This window comes from Aeromicrobium marinum DSM 15272 (genome assembly GCF_000160775.2).
GTDB lineage: Bacteria > Actinomycetota > Actinomycetes > Propionibacteriales > Nocardioidaceae > Aeromicrobium > Aeromicrobium marinum.
The window spans coordinates 388,948-412,819 of sequence record NZ_CM001024.1; the positions used below are offsets into that span (position 1 = coordinate 388,948).

Sequence of the window (23,872 nt, forward strand, 5' to 3'; positions counted from 1 at the left end):
TGGTGTGGCGGGTCAGATGAGGGTGTTCAGCAGGGGGCCGTTGTCGCGGAGGATCCGCTGCAGGGCGATGGCGAGGCGCTCGCGGATGTAGGCGTGGCCGGCGGCGGTGAGGTGCAGGGTGTCGTCGCCGACGTAGATGTTGGCGTTCTCGGCGTCGGCGTTGACCGCACCGGTGTTGCCGGCGCCGTTGATCCACGGCGACGTCGTGGCCACGTCGACGTAGTAGACGCCGACGGCCTCGCAGGCGGCCTGCACGCCCTGACGGATGGCGACGTAGGCGGGGTTGTAGGTCGCCGCGGTGAACCCGGGAGGTGCGAACCCTTCGACGAACACGAGCTTCGCGTTCGGCTTCGCCTGCCTGGCCTCGGTGAACGTGGCGACGGCCTGGGTGATGATCTGCGCGGTGGTGAACCCGCCGAACAGGTCGTTGCCGCCGCCTCCGTGGATCACCAGGACGTCAGGGTCGTAGTCGTCCAGCAGGTCGGGCAGCCGGTCGCGGTAGTTCGCGTAGGCGGGCGAGGTGTTGGTGCGCAGGTAGCCGGTTCCGCCGCGGCCGTCGACGAGGATCTCCGGGAGGCCGAGCAGCGGGGCCAATCCCTGGTACGCGCCGAGCAGCTTGCGGGGCAGTGACCCGGTGGGCGTGTTCATCACCGACGGTTGGGCGTAGGAGTCGCCGAGGACGAGCATCTTGGTGCCGACCGGTGGTCCGGGCTTCCACAGCTTCCCGGGCTTCACGGTGTAGAGGTTGCGTAGGTAGAAGTCGCCGACGACCTCGATCTCGCGGGGGACGGTCGCGCCGCCGGCGCCGGCCTGGATGATCTCGACGAACTGGTTGGCCGTCGACGCGAAGAGCGTCGGGGTGGCGGTCTGGGGGACGCCGTCGATGTAGACCTGCAGGGCGCTGCCGATCGCTGTGGGGACGACCTCGAGCACGAACCGGTCACGGTCGGCCATGAACCGGCGCCGGACCAGGGTCGGTTCGATGCCGGGGCCATTGCCGACCTCGTAGTTCGTGGACGCGACGCGGACGGAGGACCAGCCGTTGTCGACCGGCCAGGTCGCGGGAGCGGTTGCGCCGGTGCCGCGGTTGTAGACCCGGTTGTAGGTGCCGCTGGGGGCGACGTCGACGTTGATGGTCGCCGGTGAGGCGGCGACGGTCAGACGCCGGCTCTCGCGGGCGTAGGCAACGGTGCGGGTGTCGCGGGTGGTCGGTTCGACAGCACCGGCCAGGACGCTGCTGGACTCGCTGCCCTGTGTGGCCAGTGCGGTGGCGACGACGGTGTCACCGAGCGGGACGGGTCCGGCGGGGATGGGGACCGTGGGCTCGAGCTCGGACAGGTTCACCGTGGCCGCGGCCGGGAGGGTGACGTACCGGTCGTCATAGCCGGGGACCTTGATGACGTAGCCGACGCCCTGCTCGCCGTCCCACGTCGTTGCCCCGTCGCGCAGGGGGACGGGTTGGGCGATCGGGAGCACCAGGCCCTCGTCGGAGATGCCTTCGGTGAGGCGGGCGATCCGTGCGGTCCCCGTGATGGGGGTGTCTGCGCCCCAGAGCGCGTCCATCGTCACTCGGCAGTCAGCCACGGCGGGTCTCCTTCTCGCGGTCGATGAGCTCGCAGCCGGCCGCGAGCACCGCACCCGCCAGAGCGGCGCCGACGACCCCTCCGCAGAACAGCGTCAGGAGGACGAGGTTCGGGGTGGTGGTGAACATCAGGCGCTGCCGAGGCGTGCGGTGTCGTCGCCGACGCGCGTGGCCACGACCGACTTGCAGATGGACGCGAGGGCCGCGAGTCCGGCGATCGACAGGGACCCGGTCCAGTCGACGTCCAGCACGCCGGTCTGGCCGACGACCCACGAGGCGGGGAGGACCTCGGCGAAGGTGGCGAGGGCCCGCTCGAGGGCGTCACGGGCGAAGGTCCGCGAGAAGATCGTGCTCATGCCTTCCCCCCGATCCGGTCCGACAGGAGCGCCAGGACCTTCTCCGCCAGGTCGTCGTCGAGCGACTCCACGACCTGCTGGGCGATCTCCTCGACGTCGGCGCCCTCGATACCGGTGATCTGGTCGCCCAGGTTCCCCTCGAGCTGCGCGAGACGCTCCCACAGGGTCGGGCCGAGCTTCCAGTCCGCGCCGGCGCCGAGCGGTCGGACGTCGTACCGCAGCGCCCGGGCCAGGAAGTGCCTGAAGATCTCGTACTGCTCTTCGGTGTTCTGCATGTCGTCGTCTCCTTGGGTCACTCCGGCCACGGCGGCGCGGAAGGCGTTCATGTCGATCAGGCGGCCGTTCACGCCGGGGTCCCACTTCCCGGAGGTGCTGATCTCCCCGTGCGCGGCGACACGGGAACGGGGCCACCCGTAGTGGTCCAGCAGCGCGGCGTTCAGCGCGTGCAGCCCGTCCATGACGTCGTCCGGCCAGCCCTCGTAGCCGGAGTTGAAGACCTCGATCCCCAGCCACCACCGGTTCCCGTCGCCGCCAGGGACACCGGCGAAGGCGCGCGAGGGGCCGGCGTGGTTGCACCGCCCGGCCGCGATCACGTGGACCGTGCGGTCCCGGCTGAAGCCGAGCTGCGACAGCGGGCCGGGCAGGTCCTTGTGGCCGTTGATGAGCAGGCTCGTGGTCGCCTGGTCGCTGGTGCCGCGACCGGTGGCGGTGTGGTGGTTCAGGACGCCCATCGGTGTGAACTGGCCCGTGCTGGCGGGGCGGCCGCGGGTCTTCCACCCGGGGGACTCCACGACCCGGAGGCCGGACTTCCTGCAGGCGGCGGCGAGGTCAGTCAGCATGATGGGCTCCGATGAAGTTGGGGGCTTGATCCGGACGGAATGAAGCAGGGACTACAGGGAGCCGTCGCCGTACAGGCCGGGCGGGAACGGAGGTGGCGGGGGCGGCTTCCCGTCGGCGATGTGCTGGCGGAGCGTCATGATGTAGTCGTCGCGGATCCGCTCACGCTGCGCGGCGGCGTCAGCGCGGCGCTCGAGCCGATCCAACCGCTCCCGGTCCTTCGACCGCTCCTCCTGCAACTGGTCGATGAAGTCGTTCTCCCGCTCACCCTTCGGCTTGCGGGGGCGACGCCACGCGGCGAGTCCGGAGGCAGCGGTGATGGCGGCGACGATCAATGCGAGTCCTGTCTCAGTCACGGAGCACCCGGCCCTCGGTGATCATCCCCACCCTGTAGACCTGACCTGCGGTACCGGAGAGGAACACCAGCGCGACGATCACGCTGGTGATGTCGGCGGCCGGTTGGATCAGCGCGGACACAGCCCAGACGGCGAACCCGGCTCCGACGAAGGAGCAGCCCCACACCTCTGGGCCGAGCCTGCTGGTCGTCACCCCGTACAGCGAAGCCGCGGCTCCGCCGCCGATCATCACGGCCCAGAACGCCGACAGCGGCCCGTGGATGCCGGCGTACTCGATCGACGCCGGTGTCTCGACGAACGCGAGGATGCCGACCGCGATCAGGCACACGTCGCGGAGGACTCGTGCTGCGCGGGTCACTGCTGCGCCTCCAGAGATGCGACTCGCGCCTTGAGCTCATCGAGCAGCTCGGCCTGCGCCTTGACCACGGCGTGGAGCCCGGCGACCATGCGGTCGTACTTCAGGGAGTCGGGGCGGCCCTCGTCGTCGAGGTTCACGAACTCCGGGGTCTCGGCGTGGATCTCCTCTGCGATGAACCCGACATGCTCGGCAGCGTCGTCACCGACCGCAGCGACGTCGTGCTTGTCGCGCCACGTCCGCGGCACCCACCGCAGGACCGCGTCAGGGTCGATCTCGGCGTCAGCGATGTCCTGCTTGTACCGCTCCGACGACGTGACCAGGGCGACGGTGAACTGCCCGCCGACCGTGCCGAGATGAAGGTTCGCGCCCGACGACGTCGTGGGCAGCGAGTAGAGGCCGAGGTGGTTCGCGTCGATGTCGACACGCGCGGCCGCCAGACTCAGCGTTCCGACCCGGGTCCCGCCGGCGTTCTGCACGCGCAGGGTGATCTGCCCGTCGGAGTACATCCACGCGTTCCCGGCCGCCGCGTCACCGGTGCCCTGCAGGGTGAGCGAGTTCTCCAGCCCGGACGCTGCCGGATCGTGCGGGGGGAAGATCCGGACCAGGCGGGACCCGGCTCCCGGGTCGGTGTAGATCTGGCCGAACCCTTCGGGGTTGCCGGCGCGGTCGTCCCACATGAACAGCGAGCCGCCGAAGTACATCAGCGCCGCACCGGTGTCAGGGTCGTCAGCGACGATCGACCCCTCGCGGATCTGCGTGACCGGGCGGCCCTCGGAGTCCAGCAGGACGACACCGCCGCCGTCCTTCACGGTGATGCCGCCGGCACCGATCACCGCGGACTCGAAGTCGTTGGCGCTGCGGGTGTTCGCCTGCTGCCGTTGCACCTCGACGATCGTCTCTGCGACTCCGGCCTCGCCGGTCTTCGGGACGACGAATCCGCCAGCCATCAGAGGGCACCTTCCTGCATCGCATAGGACACGAACGCGGCGTTGGCGCCGTTCCCGCCGGACATCTGCACGATCCGCTGGCGGGTCTCCCCGTCGGGGATGTGCCAGTCGTCCTGCACGGTCAGCGCGCACCAGTCGCCGGGTCGCACCGAGGCGATGTCGGGGGCCCCGTCACGCTCCCAGTGCACGGTGGTGGTCCGCAGCGGCCTGGACCCGACCTGCTGGCGGCCGGCCGCGTGCGACTGCAGGGTCGACCGTTCAGACACGGTGTCGGTCGACCTTGCCTCAGCATCCAGTGCCGGCCACCCGCGCGAGACCAGGAAGTCGGACACCGCCAGCTCCACCGGCCGTCCCTCCCCGGCGCCCCGTCCGGCCGCGAACGTGCGATCCGCGAGCATCGTCCCGTCGGTCTCGACCTCGATGTTGTGCACGCCGGCGCGGACCGGCCTCACGTCGAGCACATGGTCCGGCCCGTTCTGGGTGACCATCGACTGGGTCGCTTCAGTGCCCGTCCGCATGATCCAGCGGACGAACTTCTTGCCCGACACGTCCACCAGCGTCGGGGCGAACTGGATCTCCGGGCCGTCGATGACCTCGGTCAGCTGCTTCAGTCGCTCGCCGGCGTTGCCGAGCTCGTGCGCGGGGTAGTTCCGCTCGTGCGGTCCGGTGCCGAGGCTGTCGCGGTCGGGGAGAATCACCGGGACCGACTGGGGGAACGCGGCGACGACCTCTGTCACGATGTCGACGGCGATCTGGGCGAGGCTCCCCGCGAACGTCAGCGTCCGGCTCTCCTCGACCAGCGAGGACAGGACCCGGGCGAGGAGCTTGCGGTGGTCGAAGTACGTCCACAGGCCGAAGGCCGCGATCGTCAGGGTTGCCGTCGAGTAGTCGTAGGAGGTGCGCCAGATGGGCCCGCCCTCGATCGCGACCTCGTTGCCGTTGCCGTCGTCGTAGGTCACGACCAGGCACCGCTTCCCGACCGTCGAGTCGGCGTGATTGGTCGGCCACTCACCCGACGACAGAGGGAAGCTGCCGCGGATCGTGCCAGCGCCTGTGCAGGGTGCGGTCCAGGTCATCGCGACGAGGTCGACCTCGGTCAGGGGCCCGCCGGTGACCAGGTCGCCGTGGTAGCAGCGATACCTGGGGGAGGTCACGGTGCGATCCACTGCGCCGTCATGAGGGGTCGACGATCGGCGACTGTCAGGATCGTGTTGCCGCCGCTGCGCTCGTTGTACATCTGCATCGTCGCGAAGTCGCCCACGTTGAGACGGCGATGGACCTCCACCTGAGCTGTCTGCTGAGCAGTGCCGGTGGTGATGCCAAGCCGCACGGGGGTGCCGTTGACGGAGATCTGCGCCCCGGTCACAGTCGTGGGACTGTTCCAGCCGCCGGTGGCGCTCAGGCGATAGACGCCGGCGACCTTCGCCGTCAGGCGTCCGGGGTTGCCAGCGCTCCACATGCCGGCCGGGTCCTCGTCAACACCGGTGAATGGGACCTCGTAGGTCCCGACCGCCGTTGGTGCCGGGTCCAGCGCCAACGACCGGAACGCCGATACAACGGGGCCTGCACCGTCGTCGACCCACACGCTCGCGGGGTCGTACCGCTGGATCCCGCCCGTGTCCAAGCGGAGCACCCGGGTCCCGACCACGGGGGTGATCGTGGCGCGCTCCGCGAGAGTGCGGACAGGGATCGGCGCGCCCCTCGCGACCGTCCACCGGTGCGTCTGGGTGATGTCGGCGGCGTTCGTCGCAGCGTCCGCAGGCTGCACCAGGGACTGCGCGAGCGCCAAGGCTCCCGCGGGGATCGCCGGCACAGCAGGGACCGGGTTCGGCGAACCCTGGGTGACGCCCAGCTCGGCGATCGGGTCAGTCTCCGATCCGCCGTCGCCGGAGATCCGACGCTGCCGGATCCAGATCACGTCGATGCGGGGGTTCGACCCGGGAGGCGCTGTCGACTCCACGATGGTCGTGCCAGTCGTCGCGACGAGCACAGGCCCCTCGACGACCGCGACCAGAGCCCGGACGCTGTACGTCGGCGGTGAGGTGGCCGAGGTGCCGGACACGATCGCGACATCGGAGTCGCGGAACACCCCGAGCCGCACGTCCGCGGAGTCGCCGCTGTTCAGCGACAGGAGGCCGGAGATGTCACGGCGGACGTCGGACGCGAGCGCACCGAAGCTGGGGCCCTCAGCCGCCGGGAATCCCTGGTTCATCGACATGTGCGGTCTCCCTAGAAGTAGGTCGGGTAGACGCGGCCGGTGAGCACCGCATCAGTGGCAGCCGAAAGCGGCTCGAACAGGAACTCCCGCTGGCTGTACGGGGGGATCGTGGGGATGACCGGCATCCGCAGCCCGGTCGTCACGTCGGCTCCGTCACCGCGAGTCGCGCGCCCGGTAGCGGTGTGGATGAGGACCGACGCGCCCTCCACCAGGGATCCGGTGAAGTCGGTCGCCGACCCGGTCGTCACATCCAGGATCCGGAACCCGTCCACGGGCCCCACCACCTCGAACGTCGGCCACGCGGTCTGCGGGCCGGCGTTCTCCAGCAGGATCGACGCCGCCACCGGCGGTGCCCCGAAGTCGATCTGTCCCGACGGGTGACCGAACATCGGGAACCTGAGTCCGGCGCCCGCGGGCGGCATCGCGAAACCGGTCGACGCCGACTGCTCCGGCCCATACCGGTAGGGGTCGGGGGAGAACAGCTGCAGCCTGTACGAGAACGTCCGGTCCGAGGTCGGGATGATCGCGACCCGCGCGGCTCTACGCACGCGGGCGGACAGCAGCTCGGTGCCCGCGTGCTGCAGGGTCAGGGTGCCGTACGCGCCGCCTGCGAGGATCCGCCCGAACAGCTGCTGCTCTTCGACGGCTGTCGCGTGGTCGGGGCAGGTGACGGCGCCTTCGATGACCGGCTCCAGTCCGCGCATGTACGCCGGGGTCTCGAAGGTGCCGTGCCGTTCGGGGCGGCCCGGGCTGGTGGTCTCGAGGCTCGCGCCCTCGTCCCACCCGGACACGGCCGTGACCTTGCGGATGACACCGGAGTCGAGCTTGGTGCGTAGCTCGAAGTCCTCGACGGTCGCGTGCAGGCACTCGGTCATGACGACATCGCCCACAGGACGCTCTGGCCGACCTTGTTCCCGAGCTCGTGGGGGTCCTGGCCGGGCATCGTGGTGACGTCAACCTGCACGGTGTTCCCTCCTGCGACAGTCGGAGCCGGGGGCATCGGGGTGCCGGTGGCTGCTGTGGCGGTGGGGCGTGGGGCGTAGGCCGCGGCGGCCGACTGGAAGGACTGGTCCCAGGCGTTGCTGTTGTCGCCCATGCCGAGGCGCTTGCCGGTCTCGACCCAGATCTCGCGCGATCGGGCCCACTTCGCCGGCGACAGGGGGATGTACGCCTCGCCGCCGGTCTCCGGCTCAGCCCAGTGGCGGTTGGCGCCAGCGGGGGCGATCTGCGCGACGTGGTTCTCGCGCATGCCGCCGTTGGCGTAGAACTCGTCCTTCGCGAAGTCGAGCACTCCACCGTTCGACTCCCGGATACCTGTCGCAGCGGACACCGCGAGACCCATGAGCCCGGTGCGGCTAGCGTTCGCGATGTCCGCCTTGATCGAACCCAGGACGAAGTTCCAGTTGTTCGCCTTCGTGAGGTTGGCCGTCGTCTCAACGGAGCGCGGGATCTGCCCCAGCTGGTCAGCCAAGGCGGCCGCCTCATCAGCGGTGTAGCCCATCTGAATCGCGGTGTTGATGAACGATTCGCGCTGTGTTGCAAGGGCCGAATCGAGCTCGGCCGATGACGCCCCCGCGTCGTCCATCGCCTGCACATTCGCCAGGTTTGCCCCAGCCAGGTCGTTGAGCGCACTGACTGCGTTGCGCGACGACTCTGCGTTGAGATCGACAGCACCTGACTGTTCGCGGACGACCTGCGCGCCATCAGAGATGGCCTCGTTGGCCGCGAGCTGAGCCTCGACTGCAGCGATCTCGGCGTTGCTGGCGGCCAGCGCAGCATCTGCGGCGGCGATCCACGCGTCGACCTGCTCCTCCAGTGACTGGGTGACAGCCCGTGCGCTCTCACTAGTGGTCCGAGACTGGTTGTCCACGTCCTTGAGCGCCGCGGTGTAGCCAGGGAGGACTTCCTCGATCCGCTCCGCGGAGAAGCCCTGCTCCCGCATCCGCTCAGCGATGAGGTCGAAGCCAGCAGCGGCCTGACCGAGGTTGCCCGACCCGACCATCCCGGCCAGCGCCTCATCGACCCGCTCGAACGACTGCCTCGCGAGGTCGGCCTTGTCGTCGTACAGGAACAGGTTCGACGCCTTGGCGATCCAGTCACCGGCGCTGCGGTCAAGGCTCTGGATCGCATCGTCGAGACCACGGATCTCGTCACCGGTGCCAGCGAGCGGGTTGCCGAACGCCTCGCTCTTGAACAGCTCCTCGAGCGACTGGCCGGCGATGCTGGAGCCATCAGCGATGTCCAGCAGAGCGGACTCGAAGTCTTCGAGTCCTGCGATCGCCGAGTCGGGGATGATCGAATCGGCAATCTGCCAGGCTGCGAACGCCGCCCCGGCGACACCGGCAGCCTTGCCGACTCGGCCGAGGATGCCGACCGCACGCTGACCCGAGGGTCCCAGCTCCTTCAGCGCCTCGCGGGTCTCGATGATCCGCGGCAGCATCAGGATGAAACCACCCGCTGCAAGCGAGCCGACACCGGCGAGCCCGGTGAGCACAGCTACGGTCCCCTGTACGGGGCCCGGCAGGTCCTGGAAGGCGCGCATCAGGTCGGCAGACTCGTTGAGCAGGCCGGTGAAGATGCCTCCGCCCTCGGTGCCGACGAACGGCTCAGCGAGCGCGGACGACAGGTCGCGCCACGCTGCCTTGACCCGGTCCATGGCGCCGGCGAAGGTGTTCTTCACGTTGTCCGCAGCTCCGTCGAACCGCTCGGACATGCCGGCGGCCAGGGCGTCGAGCGCAGCTGTCGCGTCGAGGGCGCCAGAGGAGATGTCGTCGCGGATCTGCGCGCCGGTCTTGCCCATCTGGGAACCGATGAGCTCGGCCGCGTTGACGCCGCGGTTGCCGAACTCGTTCAGGTCTTCAGCTGTCACCTTGGACGAGGACTGGATCTTCGACATCGTCGCGACGATCCCGGCGATGTCGTCGTTCGAGCCGCCGGCCGCGGCCACGGCGTTCTGGATCGCATCGAGGTAGGGGACGACCTTGCGCGCTTCGATGCCGAAAGCCAGCATCTGCTGCTGCGCGGTGATGAACGTCGACTTCGCGAACGGCGACGTGCGGGCGAAATCGTCGAGCCGGTCCATCTGATCGGCGGCGGCCGACGACGACCCCAGGAGAGAGGTCAGCGCGGCCCGGGAGGTCTGCTGCAGCGTGTTGTACGCGATGCCGGTCTTGAGCGCCGCAATGCCGAGTCCGGTGATCGCAGTGCCGGCCGCGACCAGGCCGACACCGGCGCGCTGCCACGCGACCTGGTTGTCCTCGACCGACGCCGTCAGCCGGCCCATAGCGGTCGAGGAACGATCCGCGGCGTCCTCGACCCGGCCCTCGGCCTGGGCGACGCCGAGAGCAGCAGCCGCGGAGTCCTGACGGGCCTTGGAGACCCTCTGCTCCGCTGAGACCAGTTGTGACGTCGACGCAGTGCCCTTGGCGCGGATCTCCTCGAGGCGCAGCTCGGCCAGGCGCAGCGAGGCGGCGGCTTCGGCCTGACGCTTCTGCGCCTTCTCGAGCATCTCTGCGGCGCGCTGGCCGGCCTTGCCGAGGTTCTCCGCGGCCTTCCCGGCGCGCTCCATGTCGCGCTCGTACTGGCCGATCTCGGCGCGGAGCCTGACGGAGACGTCGCGTTCGGTCACGGTCCGTCTCCCGTCTGTAGTTGAATGGCTTGGATGAGGACCTCAGTTGCGGCCGTTATCGCTCTTCTCGCGCTGTCCGCGTGCGGCAGCGAGAGCGATGAGGAGCCTCAGGAGAGCGCTTCGGATCGCAAGAAGACGGATGCCATCGCGGCATGCCAGAACGCTGTGCTCGACAGGTTGAAGGCGCCCTCGACTGCGGACTTCGTCTCTTCGAGCGCTGTTGGTGCCTTCGTGGTCAAGGTGAAGGGCGAAGTTGACGCTCAGAACCCCATGGGAGCGATGGTTCGCAGCAGCTACGAGTGCGATGTGCTCTTCGACTCGGAGAACAATGTCCGACCCGACGACATCACCGTCAACGTCGTGCAGCGCTAGGAGCGCTTGACGTACGCCGGATCCGGCACCACCCGGAACCTCACCCCCGGCTCAGGCGGAGACTGCTTCGCCTCCAACTCCTTCGCCCGACACCCCGCACACACCACCGGCTGCACCAGATACCAGCCCTCACGGTCCGGGTCCTGCGCCTGTGCGGCGTCATTCCCGCACCCGTCACACAGCGACCGCTCGTACAGCAGCAACGACTTCGACAGCTCCCGATCCCGCTCACTCCACGGCCCCGCAGCCTCCGCATGCCCCAAGAACACCGTCGGCCGCTCACCCCACGCCCTGGCAGCCTGCAGGGCCACGATCAGGTCGGGTCGTCCTCCGAGGTGCTCGGCGAGAAAGGGGCCGGAATCACCGGCTCCTCACTGGTCGCCTGCTGGGCGGCGTTCAACAGACCCGTGAACTGCTTCTCACCGATCTGCGCCCGCAACGCCCGCAGCTGCGCGATCGTGACCACCGGGACATCGCCGTCGGCGGTCCGGGTGGCGCCGCTGCCGATCGTCACCGACACCACGACCCGGCGGATCAGCCGCAGGTTCAGCTCGTCCAGGTACGCCGCGATCTCCTCGCGGTAGGCCGGCACCTTCGCCTCGTACGCGGCCAACGCCTTGGCGTACTTCCGGACCGCCACCGTGTGGGACTTCTTCTGCGCCTCGGTCGGCTTCTCCGGCAGCACCGGCTCGACCGGCTTCTCCATCTTCTCCGGCTCCACCAACGGGGCCAGGTCCTCCGACTCGTCGCCGGCGCGCACCGCATCCCAGTCGGCGTCCGACACTGCCCGGACGACCCACGTGGACTTCGACTCCATCCACTCGTCGTAGACCGCCTGCAGGTCCTTGCGGATCCGGGACGCCTCGGACCCGCCCATCGACTCACCCGGCGACTCAACCGCCGTGGCGATCGCGAGGTCACGCTCGAGCTGCTGGTAGGTGGCGTACAGGCCCGCCTTGCCGTAGATCACGACGGACCGCTTCGACACGGTCGCGCCGGCGATCCAGTCGTCGAACGACGACGCGAACTCGTCACGGATGCTGGGGGTGGTGGTCATGCGGGTTCCTTCCACGGGGTCACGGGATCACGGGAGTTCCCTGCCCGGCGCGCTCCCGTGTGGCGCGCCGGGCAGAGTCAGGGGGGCTCAGGCGCCGGCGACCAGGAGCTTGTCCAGGACGGCGCGCTGCACGCCCAGGGGGATCACCCGGCGGATGAACCCGGTGCGCTCCGACGGGGCCTGCGGGTTGTCGGTGAGGACCTCGAAGTACGAGTAGCCCTGGCCGACCGCGCCGGCGGCGTCGTGCTCGGGGCCCTCCCGCTCGACGATATGCAGCAGGGTGCCCTTGAGCTTCGTGGCGTCCCAGGCGACGTCGTTGGTCTCGTCGGCGAGGCCGTCGCCGTCGAGGTACCGGAACACGGTCATCATGCCCTCGTAGTTCGAGCGGCCGTAGACGGTCGCGTTGCCGCCCTCGCACATCTCGGACTGGTTGACGGTGTCCGAGCCGACCGGGGTCAGCCGGTACTCGCCGGCCATGATCCGGCACTCGAGGCGCAGGCCGGCGTCGAACTCGGCATCGGTGATCGCTGCGGGGTCGGCGGGCGGACCGTCGAGGACGACGACGGCGATCCGCTCGTCAGAGAGCTGCTTCGGCATGTCTGTTCACTCCTTGTCGCCGGCGGCCGGCGTGTCGGTGTTGGTGGTGCGGCTGGTGCCGCGGCCGGGCCGCTTCGGCTCGGTGATCTGGGCGCCCTCGGCCGGCTGGGCCGGTTCGGTGACCGTCTTGTTCTTCGACGGGATGCGGGCGATGCGCTTGCCCAGGACGGGGTGGTCGATGTGGTGCTCGGGCACCAGGTACGGGAGCTTCTTCCCGGTCTTGGTGTCGTAGGCGTCGACGAATGCCATGGCGTCCTCCTGGACGGTGAAGGGGTGGTGGTTGGTGGATCAGGTGGAGACGGTGAACTCGAACCAGAGCGTCAGGAACAGGCGGCCCGGGGTCTCGCCGCGCTCGACCGTCGCTGTGCCGGCGGTGAACCCGAGCGGGAACTTCAACGTCGACACGGACACGTCGAGCCCTTCGGGGGCGGCGGGTCGCCAGCGCTGCAGCAGGTCCTGCACGTCGTCGACGAGCGGCATCAGCTTGTGGCGCCAGCCTGCGACGCACTTGACCATCGGCCGGAGCACCAGGGAGTCGTCGCAGTCCGCGAGGGTGAGCATCGTGGACGGGCCGCCACCGGACGGCTGGTAGACGGCGTACGGCTTGACCACACCGGGCGCGTTCGGCTCTGACGGCGGCGTCACGGGGACGATCACGTCGAACACCTCGACGCCGGTCAGCGTCCGCAGCCGGGTCAGGATCTGGGTGTCGAAGTGGTCGCGGGGGATGGTCGGCATGTCAGAGCTTCGGCATCTGCTCGATGGCCTGGACGAACCCGGGCGCACGGCGGTCGAACGCCGGCGCCATGAACGGCTGCGCGGGCATCACGTCCGTGCCCTTCTCGATGAACCGGCCGTAGTCCGCCGTCGGCCCGATCGTGGAACCGAGGCCGTCGGGGTCGATGTCCGACCCGATCGAGCCCATCAGGTTGCCGGTGTCGACCGCGACGATGATCTTCGCGTCGGCCTCGATGTCGAACGTCGTCTTCGCCACGATCAGCGGGACGAGCCGCTTGGCCTTCTTGCCGGCGTTCTTCATGTCCGACGCGATCACCTGAAGGCCGTCGAACTCGAACGACGCCATGTCAGCCTCCCGTGGTCGGTCGGTCGAGGTCGTCGACGGCGTAGAGGTCGCGTTCGAAGCGCAGCGACCCGAGGTCGGCGTTGCGGACGATGAGGGTCCGGTCGGTGGTCATCCACGGGTCGTTGGACGCGGTGACGCGGATGGTCGAGTTGTCCGGGATGGCCGCGGCGTCGATGTCGATCGCCACCAGGTAGGCCGACGTGCCCTGGTCCTGCTCGCCGACGAGCCGGCGGCGGGCGTCGGCGTCGAGGGCCTGGATGCGCGCCGATCCGGTGTAGATCGGGTCCAGGCTGGCCGGGTCGCCGTACCCCTCACCGGGGGTGAAGGTCGGGAGCGCGGCCGGGGGCCGGATCTCGATCATCGCTGTGCGGGTCTTCGCGACGACAGGGGCATGGTCCCGCTCCCAGTTCTCCGGCAGAACCCGGGTGCCGGGGCGCCCGTAGGCGCGAGTCGGGCGAGGCATCAGGTCAGCTCCGGCCACGGGTACTGGTCGTACTCCACAACCTCGAAGTACCCGTCACCCTCCAGCGCGTCGAAGTGCTGCTGCCTGAGCGCCTTCGCGTGGGCCCGCATCGCGTCGGCCACCTTCGCCCCGTCGACCTGCAGGTCCTGCGTCCGCAGCACCTTGGACGCCAACAGCTCGTTCGACGCGTTCACGTCGATCGCCTGCGCGGCCGCGAGCTTCACCTGCTCGCCCTCCATGAGCAGGAACGCCGCGATCTCCTCGTCCTGGAACACAGGCGCGTGCTCGTCGACGTCGTTCAGCAGGAGGCGCACCTGGCCGACCGAGTTCAGGTCCTTGATGTTGTAGGTGAACACCATGACGGCCTCCTCGCGGCTCAGGGGTGGGTGGTGGCACGCAGGAGAATCCCTGGCAGGGGTGGAAAGTGAGGCGCCGGCAGCCTGGCGTTACCCGCCACGGCACCCCCGGACAGACCTTCCCCGCGCATCCCTGTGGACCAGTCGTACGAACAGTCCGGCTTCGGCGGAGTTGACGTGCCACCACGACCCCGCCCACACCCCGAGAGAGTGTGGGCGGGACCGAAGAGGAGCGTCAGCCGATCAGCTGTCGGTCGCCGCGGTGATCGCGGCGAGCTTCTCGCCCTTGTTCTTCGCGTCGCCGAAGTCGAAACCCTCACGCTCCGCCCACGCGTCGATCTGCGGGACAGTCCAGGCCTCCTCCGGGGCACCCTCGGGCACCACGACCGGGTCCGGATCGGCCGGCGGCGTGGCCTTGCCCTTGCCGGCCTTCTTCAGACCGGTGCCGAACTCCTTGCCCAGCCAGCCCTTCGGGACCGAACCGGCAGCCTCGTCGGTGACCTCGTCGACGACGTCGACGAAGTCCTTCTCGGTGTAGAGCTTCACGTCACTCCGCCTCTCCGTCGGAGGCGAACGTGAACATCGGGTCGCCGTGGGCGGCTCCGACGATGTGACGTCCGCGGTACCAGATGGTGTCGTTGTCGAACGACCCCTCGTCGACCGAGATGTCCCCGCCGCCGGGGCGCTTGCCCTGGTCGTTCTTGTACCGCATGTCCGGGGTCTCGAACCCACGGAGGAACGCGGTGTAGAACGCCGGCCGGGGCGCGGTGGCCAGCGGGATGACGAACCAGGCGACGCCCGGCAGGTTCTCCAGCACGTCGAGGGTGACCTTGCCGCGGAACGGGTTGCGCTCCACGGTCGTGGTGCCACCGACGGTGACCCGGATCTCCTCGGCGTTCAGGACCCGCTCGGCGGTGAACTGCAGCGCCGGGCCGACCACGAGCTGCAGGGGTCCGGGCCGCAGGATGCGGCCGTCGGAGTCCCGCTTCGTGGTGACCAGGGTGATGGCCGCCTGCAGGTTCGCCTCGTTGAGGATCCCCGTGCCGATGTTGCCGTTCCCGACGCTGAAGAACGTCGTGTTCGGTGCACCGGTGACCGGGTTGGCCAGCTGGGTGAGCGTGACGTCGTCCTCGGTGTACCGGGCCTGCGTGGCCCAGCCGTTGGGGACGACCTCGAGCTCGCCGATGTCGTCGTTGATCCGGGCCTCGAAGGTGTACCCGAACTGCTCGCCGAACTTCTCGACCTTGACCGTCCGCTCGTCGACCGACGTCGACGCGACCGGGTAGTTCGTCTTCTCGGGCACCTTCGGCAGGGCGTGACGGTTGCGCGTCAGCTCCACCAGGCGCTTGGGCTTGAAGTCCTTGACCGTGGTGCGCGCCGAGTACTTCGTCCACTGGGTGGGGACGTCGTCGTACTGGGCGATCAGCTCACGGTCGAGGACCTCACCGAGCGCGGACTTGAACAGGTCCGACGTGGTGATCGCCTCGTTGAGCTGCATGAGCGCGAGCCGGTTGCCCGACTTCGCCGCCTCGTACACGCGGTGGGCGTCGACCATGGCAGCACGCATGCCGGGGTTGGCGCGCGAGCGGGCTCGACGGGCGACAGGTCCCTCGCCGAGCATGGTCATGTCGGCGCCCAGCTCGAACGTGTCGGGACGCAGAAGGGTGGTGGTCACGATGGCCTCCTCAGACCGTCAGGGGCTTGACGAGCGCCGGACCGACGCCGCTGGACTTGGTGGTGAACGAGCCGTCGGCGGCACACGCGGAGTGGCCCCAGAGCTCGTTGTCGGTCGCCGTGACCGTGAGGGCACGGGTCGCTGTGATGATGTAGATCGGCTGGCCGACGCCGGTGATGGCGCCGTCCACGTCGATCTGGAACACCGCACCGGTGATGTCGACCGAGGCGTGGGTGGCGATGTTGCCGACACCCTCACCCCGGCTGGTCGCGGCGACGCCGCAGAAGGCGCCGACCTTGACAGGCTCACCGGACACGGTGCCCGACGGGACGGGCAGGGACAGTTCGTTGCCCGGCCGGAACGCGAGGTTCTTCATGTCAGGCTCCCTTCGGGTTGAAGATGTTGTCGAAGTCGGACTCCGACACGCCGGTCGACCGCTGACCGCCACCGAGGTCGGTGACGCGTCCGGTCCCGCGGGCCTCGAGGACCTCGGCCGCGGCGGCCTCGACGGCCTTGGTGAACGCCTCGTCGTCGAGCTCGCCCTCCTTGACCGGGAGGTCGGCCTTCAGGCCGGTGATCTCGAGGTTGGAGAACGAGACCTCGTGTTCCTTCGCGACGGTGGAGATGACCGCGTCGGCGGCCTTGCTGCGGGCGGACGCGGCCTTGCTCTCGGAGAGCTCGGTCTTCGCGGCGTCCCGCTCCTTGATGGCCGTGTCACGCTCAGCTTCGAGCGCGGTCACCCGGCCGGCCTTCTCGAGCAGCTCGGTGTGAGCCGACTCCTCGATCTGGATCTTTGCCATGTGTCCTCCTGCGGACTCTTCGGTGTTCCCAGCCGGGTTGGCAGGGACGTACTGGGTGACGACACGCACCTCGGTGCGCTCGCCCGTGAGGGCGCTCGGCAGGCCGTCGCTGCCGGAGTCGTAGGTCTGGGCGTAGATCCCGGCGTCGTCGCCGTTCTCGATCTCGAACCAGGCCGTGGTCTCGTCGAAGTCCCGCAGCCACGCCCACACGCGGTCGTCGCCGTCGGTGGCGTACTCCTCGCGGATCAGCACGGACAGGGCCTCGCGGCGGTCGTTGACGCTCGCCTCGCTGACACCGTGGCGGCGGGCTCGAGCGTTGACGCGGCCGGGCCGTGCGGACTCGAGCACCTGGAACGTCCCCCCGCGGCCGGCGCGGGTGACGAAGTCGACGCTGTTCGCCGGGCTGGGCAGGATCTTGAGGATCTCCCGGTCGCTGCCGGCCTCGTTGACCTCGGCGGCGGCCCGGATGGACACGCCGATGTACTGCTGCATCTCCGAGAGCAGTTCGCGATGCTGGCTGAACGGGCGGGCGGGCGCCTGCAGGGCCGACGCCTCGGCGTTCCACACTGCGGGGCCCGTGAGCACGGCACCGAGGTCCTTGACGGACCGTTCGGGGCGTTCGTACTGGTCGCTCTCGCTCGGGTGGTCCAGGTACATGTGGGTGCCGGCGGGGAACACCTCGTCGGCGCCGGCTGCCTCCAGGCACTCCACGGAGTAGGTGCCGGACGAACCCTGGCCGGGGGTGATGAGGGTGATCATCAGCTCGCCCGGCTTGCCGGAGATGGGCGTCGCGGCGAGAGCCGTCGACTCCATGATCTGCTTGTGCATGGTCGATCTCCTCGTGAGGTCGTAGGGTGTTCGGATGGGTCAGGACGACCGGAACGAGGGCTCAGCGCCCGACGAGTGCCTGGAGCACGCCTGGAAGTTGGCGGGTGTGACGATCGCGATGGACGGCGCCCACGAGGACTACAAGTGCCTGCGGTGTGACGCGGTCACGATGCGGAAGACGCCAGGTCCCGCACGGGCGTGACGACCTGAGAGTCGCGCCACCCGGGGTTGTTCCGCAGCGTCGACAGGTCCGACCACGCGACGTCGCCGGATTTCAGCAGCTCCAGCCGGGTCGGCCCCATGACCTTCAGCTGGTCGGCCTTCGAGAGCCGGCCGAACCGCGCTTCGGAGTCGGGCATCAGCGACGGCGGTTCGTCGATGTCGAACCCCAGGTCGCGCCACGACTTCGTCACCGGGAGTCGTGCGCACCGGCCGTTCTGGTGGTCGTTGGGCCCGGGCTCGGTGATCGCGTGGCGTGTGCCGTGTTGCGCCCAGCACGACGGGCAGGTGTCGGAGTCCAGCGTCGCGAGCCAGTCCCAACCGGTCAGCACGTCCTCGTTGGCGCGCTCGTGGGCGGCCGCCGCGGCGCGGTGGGCGTCCAGCGTCTCCGTCTGCGCCACGACGAGAGCCCGGGTCAGTGATCGGTTGAACCCGATCTCCAAGTCGCGGACCATCTCACGGGCCGTGACGCGCGGGTTGCGGCCGAAGGCGACGCCGCGGATCAGCTCGGTGCGAATGATGTCGTAGGAGTCGCCCGCTAGCGGCAGCAGCGTCTTCGTGACCCGCACCTGCGTGCGCTCGACGATCGCCCGGATCTGGCCGGTGTCGGCTCGGACGAGCGTGCCCCGCAGCTCAGCGCCCGCGCCGCGCGGCAACTGGGAGCCGATCACGTCGATCTGCCCGGTCGCCGCCGAGACGACGTCCGACACCGACGACATGATCCGCACGCCGGCGTTGTCCGTCAGCCCCTGCAGGCCCTCGAACGTTGCCTCGAGCGCCTCCTGCGCCCGCTCGGCGCGCATCACCTGACTGGCCGTCGGCCACGCACCGTCGACGCGGAGCGCCTCGAGCTCGTTGACGGCGGCCTGCCAGTCGCCGGCGACGATCGTCCAGGCCTTCGCCCAAGACCGCACCAGGTCGTCGGTGGCGGAGTTGACGCTCTCGGCGATCTGGATGCGGATCTGACCGACCAGCTGCAGGGTCTCGCGGGTGACGGACATCAGGCAGCGTCAGCCGCGGGCGGCCGGTCGAACGGCGGAACACTCTCGCCCCTACGCAGTGCGTCGATCATCGCCTGCCCGGCGTTGAGGTTCGGGTCGATGAAGTTGCCCTGCTCGTCGGTGACGTCGGCCAGGATGTCGTCCACGTCGTCCACGTGCAGCGCCTGCAGCAGCAGCTTGAGGGTGACGAGCGGCGGAACCCGGCGGGTGCTGTCGGCCGACACGATCGACTCCACGAGGTCCTTGAGCGGGGTCTCGGAGATGTCGGGCCAGGCGATCTCGATCGTCCGGTCCGTGTTGCCGGCGAGGATGACGGTCTCACGTCCGGTGAACCGGTCCCGCGTGGTCGCCTTGCGCTTCAGCGGACCGGACGGGGCCTTCGCTGCGGAGTCGATGACGTAGTTGCAGATCCGGCGCAGGAACGCCGACCACACGTCACGGCGCGCGTTGGCCATGAGCTCGGTCGGCTTGTCCAGCGTCTCGGCGGTCGCACGCGTCCCGGTGATGCCCGGGTCGGTGAGCAGCATCGTGACGGGGATGTCGAGCCCCGCGGCGACCATGGCCGCGATCGGCTTGCCCGACTCGGCGTCGATCGTCGCACCGGTCTTGGGGATCGCGGTGAAGTCCTGACCGGGTCCCAGGTGGACGGTCGCGCCAGCCTCGGACTGGTTCACGCCGGCTCGCCGCGGCCCCGGGAGGGTGGGGTCGAGCTGGCTGGAGCGCTGCGCGGCCGCGGCCTTCTGCGCAGCGCCTCGGCTCGGTGCGGAGCCCTTGAACGCGTACCGGGACAGCGCCTTCATGAGGCGAGCCCAGTCGGTGAGGAAGTCGGTGTAGCCCTTCGCCCAGGGCAGGGACGCGAACGCGTCGCCGATGCCGAAGTCCCACGTGTCGAGGCCGTTGACGTCGAGCTCGGCGATCGGGGAGTCCCACGCGACCGGGATGCCCTGGATGGTGGTCGGCTTGCTGGTCGGTCGGTAGTCGATCGACGGGTACAGCTGACGACGAGTCACCCGGCGCACACGGGTCGTGCCCGGTGCGGTGCCGTCCTCGGTCACCAGCTGGGTCCACTCGCGCAGAAAGAACCACCGGTCCAGCCGGTCATCCGGGTTGGTGACCACGCGGGCGATCTCGTCGAACGGGATCAACCGGGGCCGCACCCAACCGGTGACCTGGTTGGTGAAGAGGGCGACGAACAGGTTCCCGTCGGTGCCGAGGGTCCGCTCGTTGCGCTCGCGGGCCTGGGCTCCGTACAGCACCCGCAGGGTCTCGGGGTCGTCGAGCCAGCCCTGCAGGAAGCCGTTGACGTCCTGCTGTGCCTGGTTCTCGTCGGTCGGGCCAGTGGCGCGAGCGCTGATCTGGACGCCGGAGCCCCAGATGTACGCGAACCGCAGCGACAGACCACGCTTCAGGATCGGGTTGGCGATCGCCATGATGCGGCACAGCTGAGCGGAGTTCCGGAGGCCCTCGCGGGTGAACTCCATCTCGCCCCAGAACCCGATCCGCTTCCAGCCGTGGTCCTCGCGGGCCAACTCGATGTCCGCGAGGGACTCCTCGAGGATCTCGATCTGGTTCGACGCCTGGTCGAGTTGCTCGGACAGGTACTGCAGCGTCTGGGCCGGAGCGGTCTCGGTGAGGACGGCGGTGTCGGGCATGCGGGCCGCCTTCCGTGGTCAATATGGGGAGATGGAATAGCCGGCGAGCTCGGGGTCGATGTCCTCGTCGGTGATCACGTCACCGAGGTCATCACCGCTGAGCAGCGGCTGCAGGATCAGACGATTCAGGCCCTGGCTCATCGCATCGACCATGTCGTCGTGGGCGGCGTTCGGGAAGCCGGCGGCCTCCTCGATCAGGTCGTCCGCCCATGCCTCGAACTCCGGCAGCCAGACGTTGCCGGCCTCGACCAGCGGGGACACCGCGGAGGCCCTGGCCACCTTCGAGCCTTGGGGTTCCTCGGGGACGATGCCGGGCACCGTCGAGCGCAGCGCCGCGATGACGGCCGGGCCGTTGGCCTTGTCCTCCACGACCTTCAGCAGGGCTTGGGGCCAGCGCCGGTGCATGGCCTTCATCGCGCCGCAGGTGGCTGGGAAGTCCATTCGGCCGCGGACCTGGTCGAGCAGGTACGCGTTCGCCCCGCGCCGCATCCACACCTGGCCGACCACGTAGTCGGCGTTCTTGGTGTCCTTGAACGTCAGGTCCCACGACTGCAGCAGGTCGTCGTACTCGGTCACGATGCGCGACCCGTCGGCACGCTCGAGGTGCAGCGGCTCGGTGAACTTCTTCCAGGAGGTGCGGTGGAAGATGTCGCCGGCGGCGGGGGACGGCCGGCCCTGGTACAGGGCGTTCCAGGACCGGGAGCCGACCTCGCGCTTCTTCTTGGTCCAGTCGGCTCGGGTTCTGTCTCGCGCCGACTCCATGAACTCGCCGGGCTCGCGGCCGAGCACGTCGACCTCGCCCCGCTCTGGGCGGTGGTCAGCCTGGGCGGGGATGTTGAGCACCCGCCACTGGTCGGCGAACTCGTCAGCCAACCACCCGGCCATGTCGTCTTCTCGCCAGCGCGTCTGGATGAGCACCACTGGAGCGCCGGGGGCCAGTCGGGGGAGCGCGACCTCGGTCCAGAAGTCTCGGACGGTGTCGCGCCACGCCTCGGACTCCGCCTGGGCTGCGTTCTTGTACGGGTCGTCGATGATCAGCAGGTCGACGGGACGCCCGGTGAGGGCTCCGTCGATTCCGGCGCAGTAGACCGACCCGCCGGGGCCGAGCAGCTCCCAGTCGTGCTTCGCGCGGGAGGTGCGGTCCACGGTGAGACCGAGCTTCGGGTTCGCGACTACGTCCTCGCGGATGGCCCGGCCCCACCGAGCGGCGATCCTCAGCTCGAAGGAGATGATCGCGACGCGCAGCTTCGGGTTGCGGTGAAGCATCCACAGCGGGAAGCGGCGTGAGGTCCGCTGGCTCTTGCCCTCCTGGGGCGGCATCGACAGGATCAGGCGCTCGCAGCGGTCTTCGGCGACGTCGACCAGGGCGGCGTCGATCAGGTCCAGGGCGGGCGTCTGCCGGGTCGAGGGGTCGAGACTGGCGGCCATCTTGCCGGGGGTCGTCCAGTGGCTGCCGTCGTCCTCGAAGTTGCGGGCGGCCGCTTCCCAGGGGGTCACGCTGGCCTCCCTCGGAGGTGAACGGCGGCAGCGCTGTCGGTGGTGACGGCTAGCGTCCGCTTCGACGGACCCGTCATCGACGAAAGGAATCCACCATGGCCACTCAGGACGAGGCGCGGCAGGCGATCATCGACGAGATCGCGGACCGGGTGAAGCAGGTCGGCACCGCCGAAGCCGTGCTCCAGCTGGCTCAGGCCTACGACATCGTGAAGAAGAACGAGCAGCGCGTGCCCAAGCAGCTGAGGTGACCAGCAGTTTTCGGGCGCGATCGTAGGCACTGAGATTTCAACACAGTGCAGCGCGGTCACGCAACACCCCGCTTCGGTGTGTTGCGGGTGGCGGCGGCGAGCCGGGCAGCCTCCTGCCCGGCTCGCTGCTCCTCCTCCAGCTGCCGCACACGCGACTCCACCTCGGCGACGTCGTAGCGCCAGACCCCGTGCTCATCCCGGCCGCGCTTGGCCACCAGCCCGCGTGAGCCCCAGACTCGGATCTGGGTCGCCGGGGTGCCGATCTTGCGTTCCAGCTCGGCCGCGGTGAGCGCCGGGGAGTGGCCCAGGTAGGTGACCCCGACCGCGAACCGGTACTGATCTTCGCTGTAACGACGGCGACAACGCAGGCACTCCCACCGATCGCGGCTGCCGCCCTGGTCGCCACACGCCTCGTGCTCGAAGGCGAGAGCGGGGTACGCACGGAGCAGATCCAGCAGCGAGAACCGAGGCTCGCCTGACATCTGGGCCACCTCATCGCGCAGCCGTCGATGCCGGCACAGCTTCGGCTTGGCGGACTTGCGAACCAGCGAGAAGCCGCAGTGCACGCACGGGGCCCCGGGCTCGTCCCGCGCGCCGTCACCGAGCACGTCCTCGAGCGTGTGACGCAGGGTTGCGACGTCACTCGCATTGGACGGGAAGTCGCCGGCCTCAATCTGCGCCATCCGGCTGAGGTGCTGGTCGAGGAACGCCGCCGCGCTCCCGACGCTGTGCAATTCATTGTCGGCTGCGGGGATCTGCAGGACCTCGCGCCAGTCGTCCTCGATCTGCGCGAGCGTGAGACCGAGGGTGGCGCTGTCGGTCTCACGCTCGTCGTCGCGGTGACTGTGGTCTCGCTTGCCCTGGGGCTGCTCGGCATACCAAGCTCGTCCATGCGGTTGGGTTCCAGGCCCCATCAGGACCATCGCCTCGCCGCCGGGGATCGGTGACCGCGCGAGACGCCCGCCGCTGCCCAGCACGGCGTGAGCCAGCAGGCCGCCTGAGAGCCGCACCACCTGGTCGAGGTCCTCGCGGAAAGCCGCGACGCACGCCGCGCACGTCAGGGGGTGCTGGTCGTCGCTGTGGGCCACCGTGCAGACGACGCAGTGGTCCTCGGGGCACGCGGCACAGCCTCGGCAGGCCGAGTCGTCCGGGCACTCGTCGTCGTGCTCGCGGTGAAGGCGTCGCGGCTCGTCTTGGCCGGCGAAGTAGCAGCTGACTTCAGGCAAGGTCGTCTCCCTCGGTGTCGATCGGCTCGGCGGTGGTCCAGGTGTGACCGCAGTCAGGGCAGCGCGAGGTCGTGGCGTCTTCGCAGAGCAGGCGCACGTCGAACGCGTCCGGGTGGGTGCACTCGACCAGTTCCTGCAGTTCGGTCGGGAACGGCTGGACCTTCGACGGCCGGCGAGTCGTCAGCGTGCGGTGCAGTTCGCCGTTGACGACGACCAGCTCCCCGTCGACCTGGGTGATCATCGGGAATGTGATGGTTCCGTCCGCGGTGTTGACCGTGATGCGCGCGAGGGATGGGATCTCGGTCGCGCCGATGTCGTGGGCGCCCAACCAGGCCAGCAGCGCTGCGTGAACAGCCGGCTTCGTCTTCGCCAGGGTCTGACCGTCGAGGTCGAGGTGGACGACCCCGTCGTCGACTGTGGCGCGGATGTCGAACGGCAGCGACATGGGCGGGAGGGGTTGCCAGCCGGCGGCGATGACCGCGGTCGCGATCCGGGCGGCGAGGTCGCGGTCGCCG

At 69.4% G+C, this 23,872-nt stretch carries 29 protein-coding genes; 2 read left to right on the forward strand and 27 right to left on the reverse strand.

Annotated features, from left to right (window positions below; genetic code table 11):
* Nucleotides 1-12 precede the first annotated feature (12 nt).
* The 11 genes from HMPREF0063_RS02095 to HMPREF0063_RS02140 are packed head-to-tail and all read right to left on the reverse strand — an operon-like array spanning nucleotide 13 to nucleotide 10,282.
* Nucleotides 13-1,584, reverse strand: a complete 1,572-nt coding sequence (locus HMPREF0063_RS02095; protein ID WP_156794013.1) for an SGNH/GDSL hydrolase family protein — start codon at nucleotides 1,582-1,584, stop codon at nucleotides 13-15.
* Nucleotides 1,577-1,711 carry a hypothetical protein gene (locus tag HMPREF0063_RS17185; RefSeq protein ID WP_007076990.1) on the reverse strand — a complete coding sequence of 45 codons (135 nt, stop codon included), beginning with the start codon at nucleotides 1,709-1,711 and terminating at the stop codon, nucleotides 1,577-1,579. The genes HMPREF0063_RS02095 and HMPREF0063_RS17185 overlap by 8 nt, the downstream gene beginning before the upstream one ends.
* The gene (locus HMPREF0063_RS02100; protein WP_007076991.1) at nucleotides 1,711-1,938 is read right to left on the reverse strand and encodes a holin; all 228 of its coding nucleotides are present in this window, start codon (nucleotides 1,936-1,938) and stop codon (nucleotides 1,711-1,713) included. Before HMPREF0063_RS02100 ends, HMPREF0063_RS17185 begins: the two co-directional genes overlap by 1 nt.
* On the reverse strand, nucleotides 1,935-2,777 hold the full coding sequence (locus HMPREF0063_RS15570) for a peptidoglycan recognition protein family protein (protein ID WP_007076992.1): 843 nt from the start codon (nucleotides 2,775-2,777) through the stop codon (nucleotides 1,935-1,937). The genes HMPREF0063_RS02100 and HMPREF0063_RS15570 overlap by 4 nt, the downstream gene beginning before the upstream one ends.
* Before the next feature lie 51 nt (nucleotides 2,778-2,828).
* Nucleotides 2,829-3,131 (reverse strand): hypothetical protein, encoded by a 303-nt coding sequence (locus HMPREF0063_RS02110; RefSeq protein ID WP_156794014.1) that lies wholly within the window; start codon nucleotides 3,129-3,131, stop codon nucleotides 2,829-2,831.
* Complete coding sequence (locus HMPREF0063_RS02115; protein ID WP_040320034.1) at nucleotides 3,124-3,489, reverse strand: hypothetical protein; 366 nt, start codon at nucleotides 3,487-3,489, stop codon at nucleotides 3,124-3,126. The genes HMPREF0063_RS02110 and HMPREF0063_RS02115 overlap by 8 nt, the downstream gene beginning before the upstream one ends.
* Nucleotides 3,486-4,436, reverse strand: coding sequence for a tail fiber domain-containing protein (locus HMPREF0063_RS02120; protein WP_007076995.1), 951 nt, complete (start codon nucleotides 4,434-4,436; stop codon nucleotides 3,486-3,488). The genes HMPREF0063_RS02115 and HMPREF0063_RS02120 overlap by 4 nt, the downstream gene beginning before the upstream one ends.
* Entirely contained in the window at nucleotides 4,436-5,590 is a 1,155-nt protein-coding gene (locus HMPREF0063_RS02125) for a hypothetical protein (RefSeq protein WP_040320035.1), read from the reverse strand. Before HMPREF0063_RS02125 ends, HMPREF0063_RS02120 begins: the two co-directional genes overlap by 1 nt.
* Complete coding sequence (locus HMPREF0063_RS02130; protein ID WP_007076997.1) at nucleotides 5,587-6,654, reverse strand: hypothetical protein; 1,068 nt, start codon at nucleotides 6,652-6,654, stop codon at nucleotides 5,587-5,589. The genes HMPREF0063_RS02125 and HMPREF0063_RS02130 overlap by 4 nt, the downstream gene beginning before the upstream one ends.
* Before the next feature lie 11 nt (nucleotides 6,655-6,665).
* Complete coding sequence (locus HMPREF0063_RS02135) at nucleotides 6,666-7,529, reverse strand: hypothetical protein (protein ID WP_007076998.1); 864 nt, start codon at nucleotides 7,527-7,529, stop codon at nucleotides 6,666-6,668.
* Entirely contained in the window at nucleotides 7,526-10,282 is a 2,757-nt protein-coding gene (locus HMPREF0063_RS02140; RefSeq protein ID WP_007076999.1) for a tape measure protein, read from the reverse strand. Before HMPREF0063_RS02140 ends, HMPREF0063_RS02135 begins: the two co-directional genes overlap by 4 nt.
* Nucleotides 10,283-10,315: 33 nt before the next feature.
* On the opposite strand from HMPREF0063_RS02140, the gene HMPREF0063_RS02145 reads away from it, so the two are divergent.
* Nucleotides 10,316-10,654: a hypothetical protein gene (locus tag HMPREF0063_RS02145; RefSeq protein ID WP_040320037.1), complete on the forward strand. Its 339-nt coding sequence runs from the start codon at nucleotides 10,316-10,318 to the stop codon at nucleotides 10,652-10,654.
* 313 nt (nucleotides 10,655-10,967) lie between these two features.
* Here HMPREF0063_RS02145 and HMPREF0063_RS02155 read toward each other — a convergent pair whose 3' ends face one another.
* From HMPREF0063_RS02155 to terL, 14 genes are all read right to left on the reverse strand, one after another.
* Entirely contained in the window at nucleotides 10,968-11,711 is a 744-nt protein-coding gene (locus tag HMPREF0063_RS02155; protein ID WP_007077002.1) for a hypothetical protein, read from the reverse strand.
* Nucleotides 11,712-11,798: 87 nt separating this feature from the next.
* A complete protein-coding gene (locus tag HMPREF0063_RS02160) occupies nucleotides 11,799-12,308 on the reverse strand; it encodes a phage tail tube protein (protein ID WP_007077003.1) in 510 nt (169 codons plus the stop codon).
* A 6-nt stretch (nucleotides 12,309-12,314) separates the two neighbouring features.
* Nucleotides 12,315-12,557 (reverse strand): hypothetical protein, encoded by a 243-nt coding sequence (locus tag HMPREF0063_RS02165; protein ID WP_007077004.1) that lies wholly within the window; start codon nucleotides 12,555-12,557, stop codon nucleotides 12,315-12,317.
* Between the two features lie 39 nt (nucleotides 12,558-12,596).
* Complete coding sequence (locus tag HMPREF0063_RS02170; RefSeq protein ID WP_007077005.1) at nucleotides 12,597-13,046, reverse strand: hypothetical protein; 450 nt, start codon at nucleotides 13,044-13,046, stop codon at nucleotides 12,597-12,599.
* 1 nt (nucleotide 13,047) lies between these two features.
* Nucleotides 13,048-13,392: an HK97-gp10 family putative phage morphogenesis protein gene (locus HMPREF0063_RS02175; RefSeq protein WP_007077006.1), complete on the reverse strand. Its 345-nt coding sequence runs from the start codon at nucleotides 13,390-13,392 to the stop codon at nucleotides 13,048-13,050.
* 1 nt (nucleotide 13,393) lies between these two features.
* Nucleotides 13,394-13,855 (reverse strand): DUF6093 family protein, encoded by a 462-nt coding sequence (locus tag HMPREF0063_RS02180; protein WP_007077007.1) that lies wholly within the window; start codon nucleotides 13,853-13,855, stop codon nucleotides 13,394-13,396.
* Nucleotides 13,855-14,214 (reverse strand): hypothetical protein, encoded by a 360-nt coding sequence (locus tag HMPREF0063_RS02185; RefSeq protein WP_007077008.1) that lies wholly within the window; start codon nucleotides 14,212-14,214, stop codon nucleotides 13,855-13,857. The genes HMPREF0063_RS02180 and HMPREF0063_RS02185 overlap by 1 nt, the downstream gene beginning before the upstream one ends.
* A 240-nt stretch (nucleotides 14,215-14,454) precedes the next feature.
* A complete protein-coding gene (locus HMPREF0063_RS02190; protein ID WP_007077009.1) occupies nucleotides 14,455-14,757 on the reverse strand; it encodes a hypothetical protein in 303 nt (100 codons plus the stop codon).
* A 1-nt stretch (nucleotide 14,758) separates the two neighbouring features.
* Nucleotides 14,759-15,886, reverse strand: a complete 1,128-nt coding sequence (locus HMPREF0063_RS02195; protein ID WP_007077010.1) for a phage major capsid protein — start codon at nucleotides 15,884-15,886, stop codon at nucleotides 14,759-14,761.
* A gap of 10 nt (nucleotides 15,887-15,896) precedes the next feature.
* Entirely contained in the window at nucleotides 15,897-16,262 is a 366-nt protein-coding gene (locus HMPREF0063_RS02200; RefSeq protein ID WP_007077011.1) for a DUF2190 family protein, read from the reverse strand.
* Between the two features lies 1 nt (nucleotide 16,263).
* On the reverse strand, nucleotides 16,264-17,514 hold the full coding sequence (locus HMPREF0063_RS02205) for a hypothetical protein (RefSeq protein ID WP_007077012.1): 1,251 nt from the start codon (nucleotides 17,512-17,514) through the stop codon (nucleotides 16,264-16,266).
* 164 nt (nucleotides 17,515-17,678) lie between these two features.
* A complete protein-coding gene (locus tag HMPREF0063_RS02210) occupies nucleotides 17,679-18,734 on the reverse strand; it encodes a phage minor head protein (protein ID WP_007077014.1) in 1,056 nt (351 codons plus the stop codon).
* Complete coding sequence (locus tag HMPREF0063_RS02215) at nucleotides 18,734-20,386, reverse strand: prefoldin domain-containing protein (protein ID WP_007077015.1); 1,653 nt, start codon at nucleotides 20,384-20,386, stop codon at nucleotides 18,734-18,736. Before HMPREF0063_RS02215 ends, HMPREF0063_RS02210 begins: the two co-directional genes overlap by 1 nt.
* An 18-nt stretch (nucleotides 20,387-20,404) precedes the next feature.
* The gene (gene terL / locus HMPREF0063_RS02220) at nucleotides 20,405-21,883 is read right to left on the reverse strand and encodes a phage terminase large subunit (protein ID WP_007077016.1); all 1,479 of its coding nucleotides are present in this window, start codon (nucleotides 21,881-21,883) and stop codon (nucleotides 20,405-20,407) included.
* 95 nt (nucleotides 21,884-21,978) lie between these two features.
* Here terL and HMPREF0063_RS16490 point away from each other — a divergent pair, with 95 nt between their 5' ends.
* Entirely contained in the window at nucleotides 21,979-22,131 is a 153-nt protein-coding gene (locus HMPREF0063_RS16490; RefSeq protein ID WP_007077017.1) for a hypothetical protein, read from the forward strand.
* A gap of 56 nt (nucleotides 22,132-22,187) precedes the next feature.
* Here HMPREF0063_RS16490 and HMPREF0063_RS02225 read toward each other — a convergent pair whose 3' ends face one another.
* Both HMPREF0063_RS02225 and HMPREF0063_RS02230 read right to left on the reverse strand, forming a co-directional pair.
* Complete coding sequence (locus tag HMPREF0063_RS02225; RefSeq protein WP_007077018.1) at nucleotides 22,188-23,357, reverse strand: MerR family transcriptional regulator; 1,170 nt, start codon at nucleotides 23,355-23,357, stop codon at nucleotides 22,188-22,190.
* Nucleotides 23,350-23,802, reverse strand: a complete 453-nt coding sequence (locus tag HMPREF0063_RS02230) for a hypothetical protein (protein ID WP_156794015.1) — start codon at nucleotides 23,800-23,802, stop codon at nucleotides 23,350-23,352. Before HMPREF0063_RS02230 ends, HMPREF0063_RS02225 begins: the two co-directional genes overlap by 8 nt.
* Nucleotides 23,803-23,872: the final 70 nt, after the last annotated feature.